Here is a 22,851-nt window from a genome sequence, read left to right as displayed (position 1 = left end):
ACGTACGCTTCTTATAAGACAGAGAATGCCTTATATATCCGCACGGGTTGCGTAATGATATGAATGTTTTCTGCCATTTAACAGAGCTAAGCCCATTACATTTACGATTACAATCATTACGCACACCCCTTTCATTTATTTTCCATTTATAATCTTACAACTTTATTGAGTATTCTGTCAATTATTTTTTACAAACTGAATAAAAATATACGCTACATCATTTTGAAATAAGAGAATATTCCGTAAGAAAGGGCATACAAAATAAAAAAAGAATAAGAAATCGTTTTCACAAACATTTCATTTGAAAAATGTTATCAAACCCCCTACAATCACCTTATACTCACTCTTACAAGTTGCTATTTTAGGAGGACTAATCATGACAACTAGCAATACGTACAAATTTTATTTAAACGGAGAATGGAGAGAAAGCTCTTCAGGAGAAACAATCGAAATTCCATCTCCATATTTACACGAAGTAATTGGACAAGTACAAGCAATTACTCGCGGAGAAGTAGATGAAGCAATTGCATCTGCAAAAGAAGCTCAAAAATCATGGGCTGAAGCTTCCCTACAAGATCGCGCAAAATACTTATATAAATGGGCTGATGAGCTCGTAAATATGCAGGATGAAATTGCCGATATCATTATGAAAGAAGTCGGTAAAGGCTATAAAGATGCGAAGAAAGAAGTTGTTCGTACAGCTGACTTCATTCGTTACACGATCGAAGAAGCTTTACATATGCACGGAGAAAGCATGATTGGCGATAGCTTCCCGGGCGGAACGAAATCGAAACTTGCGATTATCCAACGTGCACCACTTGGTGTTGTATTAGCAATCGCACCATTTAACTACCCAGTAAACTTATCTGCTGCAAAACTTGCACCAGCATTAATTATGGGTAACGCTGTTATTTTCAAACCAGCAACTCAAGGTGCAATTAGTGGTATTAAAATGGTGGAAGCACTTCACAAAGCTGGCCTTCCAAAAGGTCTTGTAAACGTAGCTACAGGACGCGGTTCTGTAATTGGTGACTACTTAGTAGAACACGAAGGTATCAATATGGTATCGTTCACAGGTGGTACAAACACAGGTAAACATTTAGCGAAAAAAGCTTCAATGATTCCACTTGTATTAGAACTTGGTGGTAAAGATCCTGGTATCGTTCGTGAAGATGCTGACTTACAAGATGCTGCAAACCATATCGTAAGCGGTGCATTCTCTTACTCTGGTCAACGTTGTACAGCTATTAAACGTGTACTTGTACACGAAAACGTAGCGGACGAGCTTGTTAGCTTATTAAAAGCGCAAGTAGCTGAACTATCAGTTGGATCTCCAGAACAAGACAGCACAATCGTTCCATTAATTGACGACAAGTCTGCTGACTTCGTTCAAGGTTTAGTTGACGACGCTGTAGAAAAAGGTGCTACAATCGTTATCGGTAACAAACGTGAGCGTAACTTAATTTACCCAACATTAATCGATCACGTAACAGAAGAGATGAAAGTTGCTTGGGAAGAGCCATTCGGCCCAATCCTTCCAATCATCCGTGTTTCTTCAGATGAACAAGCAATTGAAATTGCTAACAAATCAGAGTTCGGTCTGCAAGCAAGTGTCTTCACTAAAGACATTAACAAAGCATTTGCAATTGCTAACAAAATCGAAACTGGTTCTGTACAAATTAACGGACGCACAGAGCGCGGCCCTGACCACTTCCCATTCATTGGTGTAAAAGGTTCAGGTATGGGCGCACAAGGTATTCGTAAGAGCCTTGAGTCTATGACACGTGAAAAAGTAACAGTATTAAACTTAGTTTAATTTTATATGTAGAAGCTGATCTAGTTTAGATCGGCTTCTTTTTATATCAAATAATTATTCATTCCTAATCACAAACTCTTCTCTATAATCTGATTATTACTATATCCATTGACGTATAAAAATTCATTTGTTACTCTTAAAGACGTTAATTTAATATTTAAATCCTCATTCGTATCTCGGTGAGGTAGAGGTTGCAATCATTAAGAGTATCATTTCAGGAGATGTAGTGGCATTGATGAAGGAATGAGAAAGGAATGGTTGCCGAAGTAAGTCGTGTCCACCATGCACGCTTGCTGGGTCTGCATTTAATAAGTGCAGAACTGTCACAAACGTTTCGTTTGTGGAGAGCTATCGAGAGATATGTCGTGGGTTTCTTATAAGATAGAAAGCATGTAGCGGCAGATTACGTGCTTTTTTTGTTTTGTTTGGGACTTCTCTTCTCTACTAAGAAGACATACATATCTCCTCGCTTGACTTGGTTATACTAACTTTGGAGGTATTTTCTATGCAACAAAAAAAATGGGGCTTTTGGGTACTAACAGCTTTCGTTGTCGGTAACATGGTTGGCGCTGGTATTTTCATGGTGCCAAGTACGTTGGCACAAACAGCAAGCCCACTCGGTGTCACTTTAGCTTGGTTAACTACAGGATTTGGTGTTTTAATGCTAGCTCTTGTTTTCGGTAATTTAGCAATTCGTCGTCCTGATTTAACGACAGGGCCACAAAGTCATGCATATGCTTTATTCTCAACACCAAAAAAGAAAAAAATGGCTGGCTTCAGTATGGTATGGGGATATTGGGTTGCAAACTGGGCAAGTAACGTTGCCATCATTACATCATTTGCGGGATATTTATCGCTCTTCTTCCCAATTATGAAAGATACGCGACTACTATTTTCAATCGGTTCTTTTAACGTAGAAGTCGGAAAACTAATTACATTTACGATTTGTTCCATCTTACTTTGGGGAACTCATATTATATTAACAAATGGTGTAAGCGGAGCTGGAAAGCTAAACTTCTTAGCAACAACAACGAAAGTAACTGGATTCCTTTTATTCATCGTCGTTACGTTATTTGCATTCGAAGCTTCTAATTTTGGACAATGGTACACGCCGATGATTGATAAATCAGGTGTATCACACGGTCTTCTTTCACAAGTAAATTTAGCTGCTCTTACAACGCTTTGGGCGTTTATCGGAATTGAATCAGCCGTTCTTTTATCAAACCGTGCTGTTTCTCCAAAAACGGTAAAACGTGCAACAGTTGCGGGATTACTTATTACAGTTGCGATTTACTTAGGAATTACAATTTTAACAATGGGTGTACTTCATGTTGATAAATTACAAGCTTCGGAACGTCCATTAGCAGATGCACTAAACGCTGCAATGGGTCATGGCGGCGGGAAACTTATGGCATTACTTGCTCTTACTTCCCTGTTCGGTTCTATCTTAGGCTGGATTTTATTAAGCTCAGAAGTACCTTATCAAGCAGCAAAAGAAGGTTTCTTCCCTTCCTTCTTCACGAAAACAAATAAAAAAGGAAGTCCAATTTACTCATTACGATTAACAAACATTATGTCGCAAGTATTCCTATTCTCAACATTATCAGGAACTATTGCGGAAGCTTATACATTCGTTATTACCGTATCAACACTGGCCTACCTCATTCCATATCTCGTTTCACCAATCTTCCAGTTAAAACTAGTCGCAACTGGTGAAACATATAAAAATGAAATGCGGGCAAGAATTACAGATGGTATAGTCGCAGTGATCGCACTTTGCTACGCACTATGGGTTATTAAAACCGGCGCATCCGATATAAAAACGTTCCTTCTCGGAATTGGTTTATTCGTAATTGGATTTGCTTTCTATCCATTAATGAATCGTGATCAGAAAAAAAATAACGAAAAGAAAAACGGGCAAGTTGCATAACGCAATTTGCTCGTTTTTTCTTTTGTAAAACATATATAATAGAACAAAGAGGTGAAAAACATGTCAATCGAATCGCTATGGAGCAGTCGCTTCCAACAACATATTCAAAATATCATTACATACTTTGCACGTATGATTAACGGTTTACTATATAGCTTTATCTTTATTTCATGCGTTGGCGCATACTACTATGCTCAGTTTCTAAAAACATCTCCTTCTAAAGGAATATCTTTACTACTCATCACGATTGTACTTACATTCATTATAACGAGATCCCCTATCCGTACATTTATTCAAAAACCTGATGCTGTCTATTTGCTTGCATTAGAAGAGAAATTAACATCCTATTTCAAAAAATCTCTTCTATACAATTACATCATTCAGCTTTTTCCATTATTATTTACGTTCCTTATTCTCGTACCACTTGCTATGCAATCATTGCAATTAACTGTACCTTTTTTATGTACAATCTTTATCGCGTTAATGATTACGAAAGCTTGGAACATGTACATACATTGGATGTGGCGTGATAGTCACGAAAAAAATATATGGCTGATCATTCGTATTACTTGTAACGCCCTAATCATTTACATGCTGTTTTATTCCGCAAATGTTCTCATATTGGGCGGACTACTCTTACTACTTGCTTTCCTAATTCTATATACGAAAAAACAGCCTACAAAGCGAATACCGTGGGATTACATAATCGAGCAAGAAGAAAAAATGAACGTTCGTTTTTATCAATTTGCTAGCATCTTCACCGATGTTCCGCAACTAAATAAGCAAGTAAATAAAAGAAAATGGCTTACAACTTGGATTGAACCTTTATTACATAAAAAACGAGCAACTTTCTTCTACTTACATACACTAGCATTTTTACGTGGAAATGATTATTTCGGTATATATATTCGCTTAGGATTGATCGGTGCTTTCGCCTTATATTTTATACCAAACATATACGTAAAAGGTGCTATCGCTTATATCGTTCTATATATGATCTCTATGCAGCTTCGTTCACTGTGGAAATATTTTTCGGGAAATATTATTGTAGCATTATATCCAATCCATACTGAAGAAAGAATGAAACAATTTCTTAGCTTAATCTTTATATTGCTAAGTATTCAACTCATTGTATTTTCGAGTGTTATACTCATTGCTACAGGACAAATTTTACATAGCCTTATCATTATGATTATCGGGTTACTCTGGATCAAATTTATTATTGTACCAAAAACGAAGCAACGCGTTTCTTCGTTTTAACGAAAAGAAATATCTTAAAAGCCAAGGAGAAAATAAATTATCCTTGGCTTTTTTATTTTGCTTCCTCAAACAAGAATCACTGAAACAACCGATATTTTATGATTTTTACATACAAAAACGATAATACATGTTTACATACTAATAAAAAGGGTATCTATTAAATTAACAGAGTAAAGGAGGGGCCTATATTGTGAATAAAAAAACGGAACAATTGAAGCATCACGTTACTGACAATCAATGCAAACATGCTTTAACAACAAATCAAGGGTTAAAAATAGCTGAAGATGAATTTTCTTTAAAGATGGGCTTAAGAGGCCCAACCTTAATGGAGGATTTCCACTTTCGCGAGAAAATGACTCATTTTGATCACGAACGAATTCCCGAAAGGATTGTTCATGCACGCGGGGTTGGCGCTCATGGTTATTTTCAGCTTTATGAATCTTTAGAAACATATACGAAAGCAGATTTTCTTACTAATCCTTCAAAGAAAACACCTGTATTTGTACGGTTCTCAACCGTTCAAGGTTCTAAAGGATCCAACGACACAGTAAGAGATGTACGCGGATTCGCCACAAAATTTTATACAGATGAAGGAAACTATGATTTAGTGGGTAATAATATGCCAGTATTCTTTATCCAAGATGCTATTAAATTTCCTGATTTTGTCCATGCAGTTAAACCAGAACCACATAATGATATTCCTCAAGGAGCTAGCGCTCATGATACCTTTTGGGACTTTGTTGCGCATAATCCTGAGTCCACTCATATGGTCATGTGGCAAATGAGCGACCGAGCTATTCCGCGTAGTTTACGAATGATGGAAGGTTTTGGAGTTCACACATTTCGACTCATTAACGCAGAAGGAAAAGCCCATTTCGTAAAGTTTCACTGGAAACCTACCCTCGGGGTTCATTCATTAGTATGGGATGAAGCTCAAAAGATTGCTGGGAAAAATCCTGATTTTCATCGTCAAGATTTATACGAAGCAATTGAAAAAGGAGATTATCCTGAATGGGAACTTGGATTACAGTTAATTCCAGAAGAAGATGAACATAAATTTGATTTTGATATTTTAGATCCAACGAAATTATGGCCAGAAGAAAAAGTTCCCGTAAAATTAGTTGGTAAAATGACATTGAACAAAAATGTTGATAACTTCTTTGCTGAAACAGAGCAGGTAGCTTTTCACCCTGGTCATGTCGTACCAGGTATTGATTTTTCAAATGACCCTCTTCTGCAAGGAAGATTATTCTCCTATACAGATACACAATTATCTCGTTTAGGGGGCCCTAATTTCCATCAAATCCCTATCAATCAGCCCGTATGTCCTTTTCATAATAATCAACGTGATGGTATGCATCAAATGCAGATTCATCGCGGTCAAACAAGCTATCATCCTAATGGATTAAATAACAATCAACCTGCAACCGTCCAAGCCGAACAAGGAGGATATGAACATTATCAAGAAAAGATTGATGGGCATAAAATTAGAGGTCGCAGTAAAAGCTTTCTTAACTTTTATTCTCAGGCTAAACTTTTCTACAATAGTATGAGCCCTATTGAAAAGCAGCACATAAAAGAAGCTTTTTGCTTTGAAGTTGGGAAGTGTAAATCAGACATGGTGAAGGCAAATGTAATTGCTCTCTTAAACCACGTCGATCGTCAATTAGCACAAGAAGTCGCTAACATTATTGGAGCTCCTTTACCTAAGGAAAATCACGAAGTAAATTCAGATGCAAAATCACCTGCACTAAGTATGTCCAATACTATTTTTAAATCTGATTCCAAAAATGTTGCAATTCTATTAAATGGTGACCCAAGCGTCTCACTTCTGTCCGAATGGATTCAAGCTTTTGTACAACACCGAATTAACTATAGCATCATAGATAATAAAATTTATCAGTTCAATGATTCCATTAAAGTAACTGATACTTATACAACAACAGACTCCTCCCTTTTTGATGCAGTATTAGTGTTTAGTAGTGAGTCTGTCATTCACCCCCTGTTTTAGAATTTGCAGAAACTACTTTTAAACATTTTAAACCGATAGCTCATGTTCTTAGTAATCCTCATGCTTTGGACCATAGTAAGATTAAACTGGATGGAGCAGGAATTTACAACTTAACAAACACTTCAATTGAGTCATTTATAGAAGGCATTGCCCAAGGACGATTCTGGAACCGATAATATAATGTAAGGAGCGGATTAGAATGAGTAAAAAAATTGCTATTTTAATAACGGATTATTTCGAGGACACAGAATACACAGAGCCAGTAGAAGCTTTTAAACAGAAGGGATATGAATTAACAACTATTGAAATGGAAAAAGGTAAAACGGTACACGGTAAACAAGAAAAAAGCGAAATCGTAATTGATAAAAATATTGATGGTGTTTCTCCAGAAAACTTTGATGCACTCTTCATACCCGGTGGATTTTCTCCAGATATACTTCGTGCAGATGAGCGTTTCGTTCGCTTTAGTAAAGCATTTATGGATGCAAAAAAACCTGTTTTCGCTATTTGTCACGGACCTCAGCTACTCATCACTGCACAAACACTTGAAGGACGTGATGTCACTGGATATAAATCTATTGAAGTCGATTTAAAAAACGCCGGCGGAAACTTTCATGACACAGAGGTTGTCGTATGCCAAAACCAGCTAGTCACAAGTAGACAACCAGAAGATATACCGGCGTTTATTAAAGAATCATTGCGTATATTAGGATAACTACTTTGGTTAACTAACCTCCTTTTATTTACATGAAAATAATGAATCAGTGGGGTTTTATTCATCCCCCCACTGATTCATTAGCCCTCACCAACTGGTCGTTTGCAGGAAATCCGACCACCACAAATAGCAAGATAAATAAAAAGAGGGGAATCCAAAAGTTCAGTTTTAATAATCTTTTGGATTCCCCTCTTTTCTCGCCCAAAAATTCCTTATCACTTTTCATAGGCAGTTCTCATATAGTGAAAATGACTATATAATTCCTATCCATAAGTTAAATAATGATTTCGCACATATATAAATACAAAAGATGGGAGCCCTATTTATGAATAACAATCCACCTTCAACGCCCCAAGACAACTCCGAAAACAATAGCCGTGATATCACACTGCAAACATTAAGGGTCATCGGACTCGTCGTCCTTATTAGTGGTTATATCCTCGTTGCGCTCTCTGAAGTAGGTGAGCTGAAAGTCTTATTAACAAACCCAAATAGCAATCCTGATTTAGCTGAAGTTGATCCGTTTTAAAAAGAATAACATATCACCCTTCCTAAAAAAACGTAACAACTGATTCATTCGGCTGGGCAAATTTTGCGAAGTTATGGATAGAGTCATCCCCGCATTAAATACGGGGATGACTCTAATTATTGAATGACTTCTTCTAAATGATTCTTCAAGTTCCCTAAATACTTCTCTATATCCGGATTCTTCATCACATCATAACAAGCAAAACTCTTTAACGGACTCATACCGAGAAACTTCTGCACGCGGTGTAAATGACTAAGCGCTGATTCTAAACTTTCTCCTTCAAAGAACTTCGTCTTATCTCCAAATGCTTTTTCAGGTGCATTCCAAGTTGTAGAGAACATATACTCTTTCTCTTTTAATAAACCACCTGTTCCATATTCATCTGCACCTTTAAAGAACAAACCGTATTCATATACTTCATCCATATACGTTTTAAATAAGCCTGGAACACTAAACCAGTAAATTGGTGTTTGATAAATAACAACATCGGCCCATAAAAATTTATCCTGTTCTTCTTTAATATTGTAACCATCTTGAATCGTTGTTGTTTTCACATAATGATTCTCGCCTAATACAGTAACCATATAATCTACTAACGTTTTATTTAATCGTCCTTCCTTTGTACCGTATTTTTCATGTCCATTTATAATAAATATATTTTTCATCGCTTTCCTCTCCCTTATATGATCTACTCTTCAGCTATTAAGCCGAGTTGCTGCTGTAGTGTAAGATTATCTTCTAAATGCCAATCTTCTGTTATCTTTCCGTCTTTCACATGTAAAATATCAATTGCAAAAAAATTAATTTTCTTACCATTATGCGTTCCTGTAAAAGAAAGACGGGCCGTTACTTTATCACCAACAACTAATAAGTCTTCAATCTCGCAATGTATATCAGGCACAACTTTACGAAAATTTTGCGCTGCAAACTTTAATCCTTCAATACCTTGTGGTCGCCCTTTCGGCAATGTATTATCGAAGAAATCTTTAGTAACAGTCTGCGGAATAAGTTCCTCCTTACCTGTATCCCAAAATGCATAAAAACGCTGCGCCGCATGAACCATTTCTGTCGCTTCTTTTTTACTTAGTGAGGGATCAATTGTCATTGCTTTTGGCTTTGGCATTTCTTTTAATAACTGAACTTCAGTTTTTTGTTCCACACCACATGCTACAAGCACAATACAAATAACAAACAAACTAAGAAACCCAAATAACTTTTTTATCCCCATGGAAATCACCACCTCCTTATATAAATCCTTTTTGTTTCGTATTGCTATTGTATATGCACTAACTTCCTTTATGGAAGTAGTGATATTTTTTTCATATAGTTACCAAAAGTATAGTTTTGTGATACTATAAAGCAAATTCATCCAAAAAAATTTTATGGAGGCTAGTTCCATGAACGATATAAATCCAGTTGAATTAACGAAAGGTTTACCTGGCATACCTTGTCCCATCGCTAAAACGCTTGATGTAATTAGTACAAAATGGACGTTTTTAATCATTCGTGATCTTCTTATCGAAGGAACATTACGCTTTAGTGATTTACAAAAATCAATGGATGGTATTAGTCCAAAAACATTATCGCTTCGACTAAAAGAATTAGAGTCTCAAGGCATTATAACGAGAAAAGTATATCCAGAAGTTCCGCCTCGTGTAGAGTACACATTAACGGATAAAGGAAAGCAATTAGAGGGGATTTTTATTGAATTAAAACGGTTTGGGTTAAGTTTATAAAATGAAACTTTAATCAGGATAAAACAAAAACCCCTTACCGTCGTAAGGGGTTTTATTACTTCGCAAAACTTTCAGCCAACTGTTTCTCTCTCCACATAAATGTAATGCCGAGACCAACTATTAAAACAACGCCTGAAAATGCATATGGATAATGAATATTCATATCAAATAATATTCCGCCCATCGCTGGTCCTGCGATATTTCCTAAACTCGTATAAGTCGAGTTCATACCAGCAACGAATCCTTGCTCTTTTCCAGCTGCTTTTGATAAAAACGTCGTTAAAGCTGGACGAAGTAAATCAAATGCTAAGAAAATGAAGCAAGTAACGAGAAGTACAATCCAATAATTAAAGACTACAGTCGAGACGAATGCTAATACTGCCCCTACAATTAAACATATTTGGATTAATACTTTCTCACCGAACATGTCTACCAATTTGCCAAACATAAATACCTGTACAACTACCCCAAAGATTGAACTAATTGTAATAATCGCTGCAATATCTTTCGGCGAGAAACCAAATTTATGATCAGAGAACAAGCTAAACACTGTTTCATACGCTGATAATCCGAATGCGAGTACAAATACAATAATAAATGCAATTGCATACATTGGATGTAATGATTTCTTTAAATCACCAATAAAACTTGATTCTTTCGTATTAGAAGAAATCTCTGCAAGTTCTTCTTTCGTTAACGGTTCTTTTAAAATAAAGATCGAAATCACACATGCTATAAAAGCAATTACTGCTGCAACGAAAAACGGCACACGTATACCGTATTCTGCAATAAATCCGCCGATTCCAGGCCCTATAATGAATCCAGTACTAATAGCCGCAGATAAGTATCCCATCGCCTTTGGACGTTCCTGAATAGATGTAATATCCGCAACATATGCCGTAACACCAGGCATAATAAACGCAGCACTAATTCCGCCTAATACCCTTGCTACATAAAGCATCCATACATCTTTTCCTAATCCAAAAAGAAGTTCTGAAACACCAAAAATAAATAATCCAATGATGATCATTTTCTTCCTACCGTAAAGGTCAACCCATCGGCCTGTAATAGGTGAAGTAATGAGCTGGGCCATTGCAAACACTGCAACGAGATATCCCATCGTCTTCCCTGTTAAACCCATATCATTCATAAAGGACGGCATAACCGGAATGATTAATCCAATCCCTAAAAAAGCGATAAATATATTACTCAAAAGAATGACCAATACCATCTTTTGTTCTTTTATCGGTTTCTTCACTTTTTAACACCTCTTCCCGTAAGCTCCTCTCAAAAAATAATGCCCAAGAAGCTTTTTCTTTATCCTGCTATTTGTGGGCTAATCATGAGTAGAGATGCCTCCACTCATTAGAATTTCACTCTATCCTTCCACACATACATAAATATTAGGTGAATGACTATCATTCATTTCCCCTCAAAAATAAACCTACCTTTTCAGACAGGTTCATCTCACTATTTCTTTATATGTAGTGCATGTGTTAAAAAATCTAGTACTTCTGCCTTTTGTAGCTCGACCTGCTCATCATCTTTATGATCATATAAATAAACTTGTTCCGCTGCTGATTCAACAAGAGCAATAAATAACTTCGCTGTTCGCTCTGCGTGAACTGAATCACGAATTTCACCGGCTTCTTTCGCCCCACTTAAAAATTCACTTAGCCACATATAAAGAGGCTCATACACAGCTTCCCATTCTTTTATATGTTCCGTAGATGCAAGACCTGCATACATTAAAGCTTGTATTTCACGATATTCCTCTATAAAGTGAAACACCGCATCGATTACTTGTGCCACTTTATTTGAAAAAGGTACATCTTTTTGTACTTTTTCTTTCACTGCAAGTATCATCTTTTCAACCATCACTTCTGCTATTGCAGGCATAACAGATAGCTTAGAAGGAAAATATAAATAGAAAGTTCCTTGCGCAATGCCAGCTAATTTCACGATATCAGAAATCTTCGTTTTTTCGACGCCCTTTTCCTGAAACACTTCAATAGCTGCATAGACAATTTTCTCTTTTTTATTCATCATCTAAACCCTTTCACACGCGTATTGAATGACTGTCACTCATTTTATAAAATAACTAGCTGTACTGTCAATTATCGTGCACTTTTTATAATAAAAATCTCCTAACGACTTGTTAGGAGATACAGTATATCTTTAAGAAAGTGCCTTTAATCCTGTCACTCCACATACAATAAGAAACACACTAATGATACGCGCTTTACTTTTCGACTCACCAAACAAGAACATGTTTAACAAAACTGCACCTGCTGTTCCGATACCAATCCAAACCGCATATGCGACACTTACTTGTAAAAATAAGAAGGAAGTATACAAAAATGCGAAGGATGTAGCAAACCCACCTATATAAATCGCACCATTGGCTAATGTCTTATCTTTACTATACATTTTAAGTCCTATCACACCGACTATTTCACTAATTGCAGCACAAAATACGAAAAACCAACCCATTTTTAAGCAACTCCTTCCACAGTTTCTTCTTTATTGTCAGCTAACTTTAAACCGATAACGCCGGCTACTACCATAAGAATGAAGAATAGTTTGCCTGCGCTGAAACTTCCACCGAAAAGAAATACATCCATTAAGAAAGTACCTACCGTACCAGCTCCAGCGAAAATAGCATATACAGTTCCTGCTGCAAGATGTTCACACGCTTTAGAAAGGAAGTGAAAATCAACAGCGATAACTCCTAAAATAATAATCCAATGCCACCAAGTATTAGCCGTATTAAAACCAAACACCCAAAAAATTTCAAAGATACATGTTAATATGACATATAACCAAGCTCTATTTTTCATACCTCTCACCTCTTATGACTGACTATCAGTCATTTTTGTTTTAAAAAAATATACTCTTTCATCAATACTATATAAAAACAACTATCATCCTCATTTACCATTGTATTTGTTCCATTTCTAAGCTAAATGCATCCTGTCACATAAAAATGACTGAATGTCATTCATATGTATTGTACATGAACATTTTAAAAATTGTCAATGCCGAAAGTTTATTTAAAATTTCTATCATCAGATTTGTATATTTCCTAATAATCTGTCAATAATGCTAGTAACATAATATTTTCTCCACTCCCCCTTGGAGAGATCCCTTGAATGGAGCAGTTAGCTTTTGCTAGCTGCTCTTTTTTATTTATCCGCACACTATGATGAAATACTCATAGATCAAATCCATTTTTCATCACATAATAACATCTATTTATTTTCCAATGAGCCTTTGTATGCACTAATTTTATTCTCGAGCATCTTCTCTGTAACTTCTAAGTTTTCTCTTTGAATCTGAATAGATTTCCTATGATCTTCTAGAAGCTGTAAACGAGCTTCTGTTGTATGCTCCCCTTCTGTATATAGTCTAGCGTATTCTCTTATTTTCGCTATTGGCATTTGCGTTTGTTTTAATTTCATTACAAACTGCAACCACTTTATATGTGACTCTTCGTAAAGTCGATTTCCATTTGTATCACGATTTGCAATTAATATACTTTCCTTTTCATAATAGCGTAGTGTATGTGTGCTCACTCCTAATAATTTTGCTACCTCGCTAATTGTGTACATACTCAAACTCCCTCCATATGCTTACCCTCATATATCTTATGACCGAATCAAATTTATAAAAAACATTTGACTTAGAGTATACTCTAACAAATACAATCTAACCATAAATGAATTTGAATTTAGGGGGATTTTATATGAAATACACGGTTATTACTGGCGCAAGTTCCGGAATTGGTTATGAAGCAGCTTTAGCATTTGCATCTCGCGGAAAAAATTTAGTACTTGTAGCTCGAAGACAAGAAGAATTAAACGGATTAAAATTGAAAATTAACGAAATGCATCCTGAGTTGGATGTTGTCATTCGAAAAACTGATTTATCTGTGACTGAAGATGTTTATAAACTTTATGAAAGCCTACAAGCTTTTCAAATTGAAACGTGGATTAACAACGCAGGTTTTGGTAATTTCGCCTCAATTGCTGAACAAAATTTAAATAAAATAGAGACGATGTTGCATGTCAATATAGAAGCACTAACAATACTCTCTTCTCTTTTCGTTCGAGATTATTCAATGGTTGATGGAACACAGCTTATTAACGTTTCATCTGGCGGCGGATACACGATTGTTGCTGATGCTGTTACGTATTGCGCTACGAAATTTTATGTAAGTGCCTTTACAGAAGGGCTGTCTCACGAACTGAAAGAACAAGGCGCAAAACTGCAAGCAAAAGTTTTAGCTCCTGCTGCAACTGAAACAGAATTTGCGAAACGTTCATTTGATATTGATGAATTCCAATACGATAATGTTGTACCAAAATTCCACACTGCAAAACAAATGGCACAATTTATGCTCGATCTTTATGATAATGATAAAGTTGTAGGGCTTGTCGATGGTTCTACTTATAACTATGAGCTTAAAAATCCCATTTTTAATTTTGCAGTACGAAAAACGAATTCAAGTTCTTAATTCCCCTAAAATATAGATGCCCACTATTACATAAATAATAGTGGGACTTTTCTCTCTCTGAAACTTTCACCCAACATACCGAACCATCGCCACTTCATCACAATAATCAACCTTTGGACAATGTCTACAATCAATCCATACTTTCTCTGGTAACGCCTCTCTATTCACAAAATCAAACCCGCACTTTTGAAAAAATTCCGTTTCATATGTTAAAGAAATGACTCTATTCACTTTTATTTTCGCTGCTTCATTTATTACATGGTTCACTAACATACGCCCTATCCCTTTTCCTGCATATGTATGCGAAACTACTAACGATCGTATTTCTGCAAGATCTTCCCCCAATACATGCAATCCAGCAACTCCAACAATTTTCTCGTCCTCTTTCATAACATATAAACATTGCAAATATTGATAAAGAGACAAAAGAGATCGCGGTAAAACAACTCCCTCTTTTGCATAAACCTCAATAAGACTATAAATTTCTTTCACATCACTCGTCACCGCATTACAGATTTTCATATTACATCCCCTTGCCCTCGATATTAATATTTATAACTTCAAATGAATTTTAATTCATAATTTTATATAATAATACATCTCTCTTTTCTCCTCGTCAATCAATTTATACAAACAAAAAACCAAGCAATCTAATCGATGCTCGGTTCCTCATTTCGTATCGGCAATACTGTCGAATATTTAATTTCACGAAGTGCTAAACTTGTCTGTATCCTTGTAATACCAAGCTTATTCAGCTTTCTAATAAACTGCTCTAGTTCTTTACGATCACGATTTGCAACCTTTAATAAATAATCGTACTCTCCTGTTAAACAGTGACATTCTAACACTTCCGGCATCGATTCTAATTCTTTCTCCAACACTTCCAACTTGTCAAATTGATGAATATTCGTACTCATAAAAATAAAACATAATAAATCAAACCCAAGCTTTTCTTGATTTAAAATCGCGACTTGCTTATCGATGAAACCTTCCCCATCCAATCTTTTTATTCTTGCATGCATCGCAGCCGGTGATAAATTAACGCGACGTGCCAGCTCTGCATTACTTACTTGTGACTCCTTCTGCAATATATCTAAAATTTGTACATCCAAATCATCCAACACTTTAATAACAGACGACTCCATTACAATTCCCCCTTTTTTCTTACCGATGATTATTCGAAAAAACACCTTATACCTTACACGAAACTGAATATCATTCCGTAAATATCACTCATCACTAAAGATTTTATCGAGTTTTCACCATTATACAAAAGAATATATTACACAATAAAGAAAAATGCTAAAATTATTTACAATAAGTATTGATTACAAAAAAGGGGATTTTATCATGCCTTATTTTTACGTCTTTTTACTATTACTAACGAGCTTATTATGGGGAGGAAATTTCGTCGTTGGAAAATCACTCGTCGATCATGCATCGCCGATGACACTGACAAATTTAAGATGGATGATTGCGATTGTTTGTTTATTACCAATGGTATGGTTTAAAGAAAAGAAAATCCTTCCACCACGTACCGCAATACTTCCGTTAATATTGATGGGAATTTCAGGGGTCGCTCTTTTTAACATCTTTCAATTTTTAGCATTAGAAAAAACATCCGCTACGAATGTAGGTCTTATCTCTACTTTGAATGCAATTTCAATTGCATTATTTTCAGTATTATTTCTAAAAGAAAAAGTAAATACACTTCAAATCCTATCCATGATTCTTTCATTCTTCGGGGTTATCCTCGTCCTATTAAAAGGTGATTTCTCGCTTTTATTTTCACTACATTTTAATAGTGGCGATTTATGGATGATTGCAGCAGTTTGTATTTGGGGAATCTATTCTGTTTGTAGTAAATGGGCAACAAAAACAACTACACCACTTATGGCAACGTTGTACTCTGGTATTTTCGGCGTTATTTTATTACTACCGTTTAACATAGGTAGCTTCACTGTTTCAAATATAAATACTTCTTTCATCACATCACTTTTATATACTGGGCTTATTTCGACAGTTCTTTGTATGGTATTTTGGAATATTGGCGTACAAAAATTAGGCGCAACTACATCAGGTATTTTTCTAAACTTCAATCCAATTTTCACAGCCATTTTAGCATTCATATTCCTCGGAGAAGAATTAACGTGGATACAAATTTTAGGAACAATTGTCGTTGTAACAGGATGTTATTTATTTTCTCATTTCAAAACTGTCGCTGTTCAGCCTGTTAGACCTTTAATGCGAAAACATCCTTAATGAAAAAACATCGTCATCTGGGTTGGCGATGTTTTTATTTACTCTTCATTTCTTTTATATACTGCTTTTCCTCTTCTGGCGATAAACGTTCCGTCGCCTTGCCAGTATCTCCACCTTGAAGGCTCCATAAAAAGTTATGCTCCTCAACAGTTTGAGAAAAATCTCCTTTTTCCCATCTATTTATAATAGAAAATAACTTCATTTTATATTGAAAACCTGTACTATTTTCAATATCTCTTTTTACATTAGAAATTTCCTTTTTTGTCATCTCTACAAATCCCCATTTTTCAGAGGATTTTACCTTTTGGTGCACCATTTTATGCATGGTAGAAATAATTTCACCTTCACTAATTTGCGGGGCTTCTTCTGCAGCTTTTTTCTCTTTTTCGTTTGCCGCTCGCTCGGTTTGAATATTTGTATTTTCTTTTTCCACATATGCAAGCAATTTCTTTCCGCCAACTATAGAAGAGATGATTACCATAATGGTAATACATATACCTACTATCCATTTAAAAAGCATTAGCTCTTCATCGCTTCCCTAACAATATGACTATCTACATATTGCTTAAACTTCACGATTTTTCCATCTTCAAGCTGCCATACATGAACAAATTCTGCTTCAAATGATTTTCCTGTTTCTTTATAAACTCCAGAATACATACCTTCTGCAATAATTACATCTTTTCCGTCTACCTCATGATATGTATTTACACTTGCTTTATAATCATCCCAGTCTGATCCTAAACGGCTAAATACATTTTCCATTATAGCTTCTACGCCTTTATATGTTCCGCCGTATGGGAAACCTTCTGCCTCTGTCCATTCCACTTTTTCAGAGAAGGCTTCTGCTAAATGCTTTGCATTCGAAGAAGCTGATCCTTCATACGTGCTTTGAATAATTTCTAAATTTGATTTAGGCATATTACTTCCTCCCGTTTATTTATTTTTACACAAGACGTAACCAATGTAGTTACACCTTGTGTAAAAAAATATTTAAATTGTTTCATTCGTAATTCATTAGTTGTAATCATTATAGTTACAATGATTCTTCAAGTCAACAATTTATAAATAAAATTTACTTCGTTTTCATTACTTTCTCTTTTAAGAAACGATCTACATATCCTTCTGCTTTTACTACGAATAAATACGCACCCATTGATAATAATGCAAGATCTAATTCATATCCTGGATTCTTTCCATCTCCTAATAAACCTGCTGCTCCATTTACCTTTACGATAGCTCCAGCTAAAATAAGAGCGAATAACAATCCTACATATCGTACACCTAAACCGATAATTAATAATATACCACCAACTAATTCTACAGTTGCTACGCCGTATGCAAGGCCACCTGGTAAACCGATGCTTGTAAACCATCCTGCTACATTATCGATACCTGATTGAAACTTTGCTAAACCGTGTGCAAAGAACGTAACTCCTAACACGATACGAATAATTAAATTCCCAATATATTGATTCATTTTGAACTCTCCTTTTTGTTTTGTTATGGTGAACTTTTATTTACAAGTCAAAACAATACGGTATTTTATTTCATTCGTCAAATACTTTTTTAAAGAAAATAAAAAACATTATCCGTTTTACGGATAATGTTTTCCTACAAAATAGCGCTAATTCAAGCTTTTATTCTATCGCATAGAAAAAGTTGAAACATTTTTCCAGCGCCAATATAAGGCAGTAAAGACACGTCCTCTTCCACAACCATTCCCACAACATTCACTTTCTCATCTACAGGTAAATCATGTGTAGCAACTTGCATCTCCCCTGCATATCTACCGTACAATTCATTATCAATTGTAATGCTGCCTTTCTTTCTTACAATTGTATGCATCGGCTGTAACACCACTCTATTTCCTTCCCTTGATTCTACAGATCGAATAACATCACGAGCCGGATCTAATCTATTTGTATGCACTTGCTCCACCACTTTTAATACTTCTTTATCAGTTATAAATGATTTGTAACGCAATGGAATAATCTCTCTACTTGCACTAGCTACTTCTTGCATACTTTCCAAACTCGCGCTTATATCTCCAATCAACACTTTATCAACACCACAATCTTGAACAAGTTCTACGTACGCTTCAAGCGGGCGCATATTGCGATGTTTTTCTAACGTTGGTAACCCTTCATATAACGGACCACGTTTTTCCGCATCTCCTGGAATAAATGCCATCGTCTTTATTCCGCACTTCTGTAAATATTGATTTTGTTTTTGTAAGAAGGACTTTGCTAGTCCCGTCTCTGGACGTGGGTAAAAATTATGCCACGCTTCTACATTCTCTACTCTTATATGTTCTGCAAGTAACTCTTTCCAAAATGACTTTGTAATCGTACTCGCATTTAAAGCTACTTTCATCTTGTGAGATACGCGGGCGATTTCTTTTGGCGTGATGCCATAGTCCATTCTTAAACCGGTAATGCCCCAGTTCAATAACTCTTCCACATTTTCATATGTTAGCCCTAAATGGTGTAACGATTTTGGAGAAACATCAACCATTAACTCCATTTCATTTTCAAGAGCCTGCTTCCCAAGTATCTGAATTAACTCTTTATACGTACCAGGATCATCCTCTGGTATATGAAGTGATGTAAAAATAGACAAAAATCCATTTTCCTTCGCCACTTTTAGCCACTCTTCTTGTTTCTCTACTCGTTCTTTTGAAAGATAAATGGAAACTCCGATCATATAAATCTCCCTTTCTATTAATAGAAAAAGAGAAAGGAATCCCTTTCTCTATATGTTTTCTGCCATTTCTTCTTTAAATCCGAGGAAGTACGTAAAGATAAATCCGAAAGCATATGCAATTACTAAACCTAAGAAATAGAGTAAATATTTATTGTCAGCAATTAACGGAATTAAAGATAGCCCTGATACGCCAATCCCAAGAGAAGCTGTTTGCATAACTGCTTGGAATGCACCACCGACAGCTGCTCCTAAACAAGCAGTAATAAACGGTTTCCCAAGTGGTAATGTAACCCCGTATAATAACGGCTCACCAATTCCTAAAAAGCCAACTGGCAATCCACCTTTAATTACGTTACGAAGTCGTTTGTTTTTTGTTTTCACATAAATCGCAATTGCTGCGCCCACTTGGCCAGCACCAGCCATTGCGAGCACTGGTAATAAAGGTGTTACGTGTGTTTGATTAATAAATTCCATATGAATTGGTGTTAAACCGTGATGCAATCCGACCATAACGAGAGGTAAAAATGTTCCCGCAAGTACTGCGCCAGCAAATGCTCCGCCAATATTTAAAATAGCATTAATTCCGCTCGTAATACCATCTGATAAGAAACCTGCTAATGGCTGAATGGCTAACATCGTTACGATACTTACAACTAATACAGTAATGAGTGGTGTCACGATAATATCAACTGCATTTGGCACTGCTTTTCGAACTTGTCTTTCCACTACAACCATAAGCCATGCTGCAAAAATAACTACAAACAATCCGCCCCGTCCGGGCACTAATGCTTCACCAAACAATTTTACGTTTGCCATCGCCGGGTTGAAAATTAAAATACCAGCAATTGCCCCAAGAACCGGTGTCCCGCCAAATTCTTTCGCTGTATTCCAGCCGACTAAAATTCCTAAGAATGTAAAGATACCGCCGCCAATGAGTAGTAACATTTGTAACCACGTTGCATTTGGATCAGCACCAGCATTTTTCGCAAAGTTAGCAACCCCGTTTATAATTCCTGACGCAACAAGCCCCGGAATTAATGGGATGAAAATACTTCCTATTTTTCGTAAAAAGTTTTTCACCGGTGTATTATTTTTCTTCTTAATCTCTGATTTCATCTCTTGCCCAATATCTTCAAGGTGATGATCTGCTACCTCACCAATTCGTAGTCCTGTCAAACCTTCCATTTCAGCTGCTACTTTATTTACTGTTCCTGGACCAACGACAACTTGAAGCGTCTCATCTTCTATAACACCCATAACGCCTTCAACTTTTTTCAAAAGGTCCATATTTACTTTACTTTCATCATGAAGCGTTAAACGTAGTCTCGTCATACAATGAGCAATACTACGAATATTTTTTATTCCCCCAAGTTGCTCCGAAATTTCCTTGGCCATTCTCTCTTCTTTCTTCATAATAGAATCCCCCTTCCTATTACTTTATAGTGCTTTCTTCACAAACCCTTTTGCGTATTTTAGTTTCTCCAGTGCTTCCCCATACTCACACTGCAACAACACCATAACAATGGCAGCTTTTACGTTACGTTCTGCCTTTTCATAATACTCTGCCGCTACTTCATAACTAGCGCCTGTTGCTTCCACAATAATTCGTTTTGACCGTTCTACTAACTTTTCATTTGTGGATTGAACATCTACCATTAAGTTTTTATATACTTTTCCTACACCAATCATCGAAGCTGTTGAAATCATATTCAGCACTAATTTTTGTGCTGTACCAGCTTTTAAACGCGTTGATCCTGTTAATATTTCTGCACCTGTCTCTACTTCTACATTTAACTTTGCATATTTACTTATTTCAGCATTTTTATTACAAGAAATACTCGCTGTACTCGCTCCTACGCTCTGTGCGTATTTCAAGCCGCCAATTACGTAAGGAGTTCTGCCACTTGCAGCAATTCCAATCACTGTATCTTTCTCATTTAATCCAATACTTTTTAAATCTTCTTCTGCTAACTCTTCGCGATCTTCGGCACCTTCCACCGCTTTAGTAAACGCTTTCAACCCACCTGCTATATATCCTTGCACCATTTTATCATCCGTGCCAAATGTCGGCGGACATTCCACTGCATCTAGAATACCTAAACGACCACTCGTACCAGCACCAATGTAAATTAAACGTCCCTCTTCTTCAAAAGATTTAATAACAGTCTGTACAACCTTTTCAATTTGTTCTATCTCTTTTTCAACTGCTAACGCAACAGTTCGATCTTCTTCATTCATACTTTGCAACACTTCTTTTATACTCATTTCATCCAGATTCATTGTTTTCTCATTACGATGTTCTGTCGATAAATTTTCTAACATATTGTCACCCTCTTTGAAATTATATTTCACACTTTTATTATAACTTTAAGAAACTAAAAATCAATATCCCTTTCTTATTTTATGAAATAAAATTTCACAACATGACATATTTGTGTCAAAGATAATAAAAAAGATGAGTCTCCTCATCTTTTCTTCTACTTTAACTTCCGTAACCGCAACGCTTCTTCTCGCGTCTCCATAAATTGATCCAATACTTTATTACCAATTCGGTTGAAAGTAATCACATATAAAGCATCAATCATATTCAGTTGCGTCATTCTCGACGCAATACTTGCAATACGATGATCTTGTTCTACATCTGGCATACAAAGACGAATGTCCGCTTCTTTATATAAGGGGGATGATTGATCTAGCTTCGTAATTCCAATAACAGTTGCACCTTGTCTCTTTGCATACTGCGCCATTTCAAGCACATCTCTCGTTCGACCAGATGTTGAAATCGCAACAAATATATCGCCTTCTTTTAAATTCGTCACAAGCGGCAACATCATATGAAAATCAGATAGCATCATCGCTGTAAATCCAAGCCGTGTAAATTTATACGCCCCATCCATTGCTGGCGTAGCTGATCCACCTACGCCGTAAAATATAATTTTGCCCGCATTGACAATACGATCTGCAGCTTTCTCAAGTTCCTTCTTATCTATCGCAGTAACGCTCGCCTCAATTGCAGCTTTATTCACATAAGTGACTTTATTAAACAAATCGTACGGTCCATCTTCCGTATTCATCACTGAAAAATCGTTAATATTATAATCAGCAATCGTTAATTCACGAACGAGTGCTATCTTAAATGCTTTAAAACTTCCGATCCCAATCGACTTACAAAAACGAACGACACTCGCCTCACTTGCGCCTGCATTCGTTGACACTTCTTTCGTCGTTAAGTTCGGAACAATCTCTGCATTCTCCATTATGTACATGGCAACCTTCTTTTCAGCTGGTGAAAATTGATCCATATTACTTTCAATTTTAAATAGTAATGTTGAAGCTTTCACTATTTAACCTCCACTTCTTACGGTTGCGT

At 36.1% G+C, this 22,851-nt stretch carries 25 protein-coding genes, 1 pseudogene and 1 riboswitch; of the genes and pseudogenes, 9 read left to right on the top strand and 17 right to left on the bottom strand.

Going from position 1 to position 22,851, the window contains the following annotated elements; all coding sequences use genetic code 11:
- Nucleotides 1–376 precede the first annotated feature (376 nt).
- The 5 genes and pseudogenes from gapN (at nucleotide 377) to NZ044_RS04595 (ending at nucleotide 7,732) form a co-directional block, all read left to right on the top strand.
- A complete protein-coding gene (gapN, locus tag NZ044_RS04615; RefSeq protein ID WP_098506245.1) occupies nucleotides 377–1,816 on the top strand; it encodes an NADP-dependent glyceraldehyde-3-phosphate dehydrogenase in 1,440 nt (479 codons plus the stop codon).
- 177 nt (nucleotides 1,817–1,993) lie between these two features.
- Nucleotides 1,994–2,175, top strand: a riboswitch (Lysine riboswitch).
- A 146-nt stretch (nucleotides 2,176–2,321) separates the two neighbouring features.
- Complete coding sequence (locus NZ044_RS04610; RefSeq protein WP_340949581.1) at nucleotides 2,322–3,746, top strand: amino acid permease; 1,425 nt, start codon at nucleotides 2,322–2,324, stop codon at nucleotides 3,744–3,746.
- Between the two features lie 60 nt (nucleotides 3,747–3,806).
- Nucleotides 3,807–5,006 carry an ABC transporter permease gene (locus NZ044_RS04605; RefSeq protein ID WP_000021391.1) on the top strand — a complete coding sequence of 400 codons (1,200 nt, stop codon included), beginning with the start codon at nucleotides 3,807–3,809 and terminating at the stop codon, nucleotides 5,004–5,006.
- Between the two features lie 190 nt (nucleotides 5,007–5,196).
- Nucleotides 5,197–7,193: pseudogene (locus NZ044_RS04600) on the top strand (catalase).
- Between the two features lie 23 nt (nucleotides 7,194–7,216).
- Nucleotides 7,217–7,732, top strand: a complete 516-nt coding sequence (locus tag NZ044_RS04595; RefSeq protein WP_000037534.1) for a type 1 glutamine amidotransferase domain-containing protein — start codon at nucleotides 7,217–7,219, stop codon at nucleotides 7,730–7,732.
- A gap of 61 nt (nucleotides 7,733–7,793) precedes the next feature.
- Here the strand turns inward: NZ044_RS04595 and NZ044_RS04590 are convergent, their stop codons facing one another.
- A complete protein-coding gene (locus NZ044_RS04590; protein WP_017762826.1) occupies nucleotides 7,794–7,958 on the bottom strand; it encodes a hypothetical protein in 165 nt (54 codons plus the stop codon).
- Nucleotides 7,959–8,057: 99 nt separating this feature from the next.
- Between NZ044_RS04590 and NZ044_RS04585 the strand changes: the two genes are divergently transcribed.
- Entirely contained in the window at nucleotides 8,058–8,261 is a 204-nt protein-coding gene (locus NZ044_RS04585; protein ID WP_001063872.1) for a hypothetical protein, read from the top strand.
- A gap of 116 nt (nucleotides 8,262–8,377) precedes the next feature.
- On the opposite strand, the gene NZ044_RS04580 is transcribed toward NZ044_RS04585, so the two are convergent.
- Nucleotides 8,378–8,926: an NAD(P)H-dependent oxidoreductase gene (locus NZ044_RS04580; RefSeq protein WP_118961780.1), complete on the bottom strand. Its 549-nt coding sequence runs from the start codon at nucleotides 8,924–8,926 to the stop codon at nucleotides 8,378–8,380.
- A gap of 23 nt (nucleotides 8,927–8,949) precedes the next feature.
- Entirely contained in the window at nucleotides 8,950–9,489 is a 540-nt protein-coding gene (locus NZ044_RS04575) for an ester cyclase (RefSeq protein ID WP_000511560.1), read from the bottom strand.
- Between the two features lie 169 nt (nucleotides 9,490–9,658).
- Here NZ044_RS04575 and NZ044_RS04570 point away from each other — a divergent pair, with 169 nt between their 5' ends.
- On the top strand, nucleotides 9,659–9,997 hold the full coding sequence (locus tag NZ044_RS04570; RefSeq protein WP_000997917.1) for a winged helix-turn-helix transcriptional regulator: 339 nt from the start codon (nucleotides 9,659–9,661) through the stop codon (nucleotides 9,995–9,997).
- Between the two features lie 55 nt (nucleotides 9,998–10,052).
- Here NZ044_RS04570 and NZ044_RS04565 read toward each other — a convergent pair whose 3' ends face one another.
- The 5 genes from NZ044_RS04565 to NZ044_RS04545 form a co-directional block, all read right to left on the bottom strand.
- Complete coding sequence (locus NZ044_RS04565; RefSeq protein ID WP_000742945.1) at nucleotides 10,053–11,255, bottom strand: MFS transporter; 1,203 nt, start codon at nucleotides 11,253–11,255, stop codon at nucleotides 10,053–10,055.
- A 212-nt stretch (nucleotides 11,256–11,467) separates the two neighbouring features.
- Nucleotides 11,468–12,046, bottom strand: a complete 579-nt coding sequence (locus NZ044_RS04560; protein WP_002162922.1) for a TetR family transcriptional regulator — start codon at nucleotides 12,044–12,046, stop codon at nucleotides 11,468–11,470.
- 129 nt (nucleotides 12,047–12,175) lie between these two features.
- Nucleotides 12,176–12,490, bottom strand: coding sequence for a DMT family transporter (locus tag NZ044_RS04555; protein ID WP_000539671.1), 315 nt, complete (start codon nucleotides 12,488–12,490; stop codon nucleotides 12,176–12,178).
- A gap of 2 nt (nucleotides 12,491–12,492) precedes the next feature.
- Nucleotides 12,493–12,837: a DMT family transporter gene (locus tag NZ044_RS04550; RefSeq protein ID WP_098506238.1), complete on the bottom strand. Its 345-nt coding sequence runs from the start codon at nucleotides 12,835–12,837 to the stop codon at nucleotides 12,493–12,495.
- 411 nt (nucleotides 12,838–13,248) lie between these two features.
- Complete coding sequence (locus tag NZ044_RS04545) at nucleotides 13,249–13,608, bottom strand: MerR family transcriptional regulator (RefSeq protein WP_000288075.1); 360 nt, start codon at nucleotides 13,606–13,608, stop codon at nucleotides 13,249–13,251.
- Between the two features lie 134 nt (nucleotides 13,609–13,742).
- On the opposite strand from NZ044_RS04545, the gene NZ044_RS04540 reads away from it, so the two are divergent.
- Nucleotides 13,743–14,513 carry an SDR family NAD(P)-dependent oxidoreductase gene (locus NZ044_RS04540; RefSeq protein ID WP_000878080.1) on the top strand — a complete coding sequence of 257 codons (771 nt, stop codon included), beginning with the start codon at nucleotides 13,743–13,745 and terminating at the stop codon, nucleotides 14,511–14,513.
- A 66-nt stretch (nucleotides 14,514–14,579) separates the two neighbouring features.
- On the opposite strand, the gene NZ044_RS04535 is transcribed toward NZ044_RS04540, so the two are convergent.
- Nucleotides 14,580–15,035, bottom strand: coding sequence for an N-acetyltransferase (locus NZ044_RS04535; RefSeq protein ID WP_000686659.1), 456 nt, complete (start codon nucleotides 15,033–15,035; stop codon nucleotides 14,580–14,582).
- A 128-nt stretch (nucleotides 15,036–15,163) separates the two neighbouring features.
- Nucleotides 15,164–15,658: an Lrp/AsnC family transcriptional regulator gene (locus tag NZ044_RS04530; RefSeq protein ID WP_000446097.1), complete on the bottom strand. Its 495-nt coding sequence runs from the start codon at nucleotides 15,656–15,658 to the stop codon at nucleotides 15,164–15,166.
- Between the two features lie 205 nt (nucleotides 15,659–15,863).
- Between NZ044_RS04530 and NZ044_RS04525 the strand changes: the two genes are divergently transcribed.
- Nucleotides 15,864–16,775 carry a DMT family transporter gene (locus tag NZ044_RS04525; protein WP_001146241.1) on the top strand — a complete coding sequence of 304 codons (912 nt, stop codon included), beginning with the start codon at nucleotides 15,864–15,866 and terminating at the stop codon, nucleotides 16,773–16,775.
- 34 nt (nucleotides 16,776–16,809) lie between these two features.
- On the opposite strand, the gene NZ044_RS04520 is transcribed toward NZ044_RS04525, so the two are convergent.
- The 7 genes from NZ044_RS04520 to NZ044_RS04490 all read right to left on the bottom strand — a co-directional run bounded on the left by NZ044_RS04520 (nucleotide 16,810) and on the right by NZ044_RS04490 (nucleotide 22,822).
- Nucleotides 16,810–17,295 carry a PRK06770 family protein gene (locus NZ044_RS04520; RefSeq protein WP_000897996.1) on the bottom strand — a complete coding sequence of 162 codons (486 nt, stop codon included), beginning with the start codon at nucleotides 17,293–17,295 and terminating at the stop codon, nucleotides 16,810–16,812.
- Nucleotides 17,295–17,696 (bottom strand): nuclear transport factor 2 family protein, encoded by a 402-nt coding sequence (locus tag NZ044_RS04515; protein ID WP_001126695.1) that lies wholly within the window; start codon nucleotides 17,694–17,696, stop codon nucleotides 17,295–17,297. Before NZ044_RS04515 ends, NZ044_RS04520 begins: the two co-directional genes overlap by 1 nt.
- A 154-nt stretch (nucleotides 17,697–17,850) precedes the next feature.
- Nucleotides 17,851–18,255, bottom strand: coding sequence for a DoxX family protein (locus NZ044_RS04510; RefSeq protein ID WP_001077751.1), 405 nt, complete (start codon nucleotides 18,253–18,255; stop codon nucleotides 17,851–17,853).
- A gap of 152 nt (nucleotides 18,256–18,407) precedes the next feature.
- A complete protein-coding gene (locus tag NZ044_RS04505; protein ID WP_098506236.1) occupies nucleotides 18,408–19,481 on the bottom strand; it encodes a DUF871 domain-containing protein in 1,074 nt (357 codons plus the stop codon).
- A 48-nt stretch (nucleotides 19,482–19,529) separates the two neighbouring features.
- Nucleotides 19,530–20,894: a PTS transporter subunit EIIC gene (locus NZ044_RS04500; RefSeq protein ID WP_340949580.1), complete on the bottom strand. Its 1,365-nt coding sequence runs from the start codon at nucleotides 20,892–20,894 to the stop codon at nucleotides 19,530–19,532.
- Between the two features lie 24 nt (nucleotides 20,895–20,918).
- A complete protein-coding gene (gene murQ, locus NZ044_RS04495) occupies nucleotides 20,919–21,803 on the bottom strand; it encodes an N-acetylmuramic acid 6-phosphate etherase (RefSeq protein ID WP_000892355.1) in 885 nt (294 codons plus the stop codon).
- 155 nt (nucleotides 21,804–21,958) lie between these two features.
- Nucleotides 21,959–22,822, bottom strand: coding sequence for a MurR/RpiR family transcriptional regulator (locus tag NZ044_RS04490; RefSeq protein WP_000648168.1), 864 nt, complete (start codon nucleotides 22,820–22,822; stop codon nucleotides 21,959–21,961).
- Nucleotides 22,823–22,851 lie beyond the last annotated feature (29 nt).

This window comes from Bacillus sp. FSL K6-1338 (assembly GCF_038006965.1).
GTDB classification, from domain to species: Bacteria; Bacillota; Bacilli; order Bacillales; family Bacillaceae_G; genus Bacillus_A; species Bacillus_A thuringiensis_S.
This window is presented reverse-complemented; position numbering and strand designations above follow the sequence as displayed.

Coding starts and splice junctions, on each gene's coding strand:
- gapN (WP_098506245.1), top strand. CDS start 377: ATGACAACTAGCAATACGTACAAATTTTATTTAAACGGAGAATGGAGA.
- NZ044_RS04610 (WP_340949581.1), top strand. CDS start 2,322: ATGCAACAAAAAAAATGGGGCTTTTGGGTACTAACAGCTTTCGTTGTC.
- NZ044_RS04605 (WP_000021391.1), top strand. CDS start 3,807: ATGTCAATCGAATCGCTATGGAGCAGTCGCTTCCAACAACATATTCAA.
- NZ044_RS04595 (WP_000037534.1), top strand. CDS start 7,217: ATGAGTAAAAAAATTGCTATTTTAATAACGGATTATTTCGAGGACACA.
- NZ044_RS04590 (WP_017762826.1), bottom strand. CDS start 7,958: ATGAAAAGTGATAAGGAATTTTTGGGCGAGAAAAGAGGGGAATCCAAA.
- NZ044_RS04585 (WP_001063872.1), top strand. CDS start 8,058: ATGAATAACAATCCACCTTCAACGCCCCAAGACAACTCCGAAAACAAT.
- NZ044_RS04580 (WP_118961780.1), bottom strand. CDS start 8,926: ATGAAAAATATATTTATTATAAATGGACATGAAAAATACGGTACAAAG.
- NZ044_RS04575 (WP_000511560.1), bottom strand. CDS start 9,489: ATGGGGATAAAAAAGTTATTTGGGTTTCTTAGTTTGTTTGTTATTTGT.
- NZ044_RS04570 (WP_000997917.1), top strand. CDS start 9,659: ATGAACGATATAAATCCAGTTGAATTAACGAAAGGTTTACCTGGCATA.
- NZ044_RS04560 (WP_002162922.1), bottom strand. CDS start 12,046: ATGATGAATAAAAAAGAGAAAATTGTCTATGCAGCTATTGAAGTGTTT.
- NZ044_RS04555 (WP_000539671.1), bottom strand. CDS start 12,490: ATGGGTTGGTTTTTCGTATTTTGTGCTGCAATTAGTGAAATAGTCGGT.
- NZ044_RS04550 (WP_098506238.1), bottom strand. CDS start 12,837: ATGAAAAATAGAGCTTGGTTATATGTCATATTAACATGTATCTTTGAA.
- NZ044_RS04545 (WP_000288075.1), bottom strand. CDS start 13,608: ATGTACACAATTAGCGAGGTAGCAAAATTATTAGGAGTGAGCACACAT.
- NZ044_RS04540 (WP_000878080.1), top strand. CDS start 13,743: ATGAAATACACGGTTATTACTGGCGCAAGTTCCGGAATTGGTTATGAA.
- NZ044_RS04535 (WP_000686659.1), bottom strand. CDS start 15,035: ATGAAAATCTGTAATGCGGTGACGAGTGATGTGAAAGAAATTTATAGT.
- NZ044_RS04530 (WP_000446097.1), bottom strand. CDS start 15,658: ATGGAGTCGTCTGTTATTAAAGTGTTGGATGATTTGGATGTACAAATT.
- NZ044_RS04525 (WP_001146241.1), top strand. CDS start 15,864: ATGCCTTATTTTTACGTCTTTTTACTATTACTAACGAGCTTATTATGG.
- NZ044_RS04520 (WP_000897996.1), bottom strand. CDS start 17,295: ATGCTTTTTAAATGGATAGTAGGTATATGTATTACCATTATGGTAATC.
- NZ044_RS04515 (WP_001126695.1), bottom strand. CDS start 17,696: ATGCCTAAATCAAATTTAGAAATTATTCAAAGCACGTATGAAGGATCA.
- NZ044_RS04510 (WP_001077751.1), bottom strand. CDS start 18,255: ATGAATCAATATATTGGGAATTTAATTATTCGTATCGTGTTAGGAGTT.
- NZ044_RS04505 (WP_098506236.1), bottom strand. CDS start 19,481: ATGATCGGAGTTTCCATTTATCTTTCAAAAGAACGAGTAGAGAAACAA.
- NZ044_RS04500 (WP_340949580.1), bottom strand. CDS start 20,894: ATGAAGAAAGAAGAGAGAATGGCCAAGGAAATTTCGGAGCAACTTGGG.
- murQ (WP_000892355.1), bottom strand. CDS start 21,803: ATGTTAGAAAATTTATCGACAGAACATCGTAATGAGAAAACAATGAAT.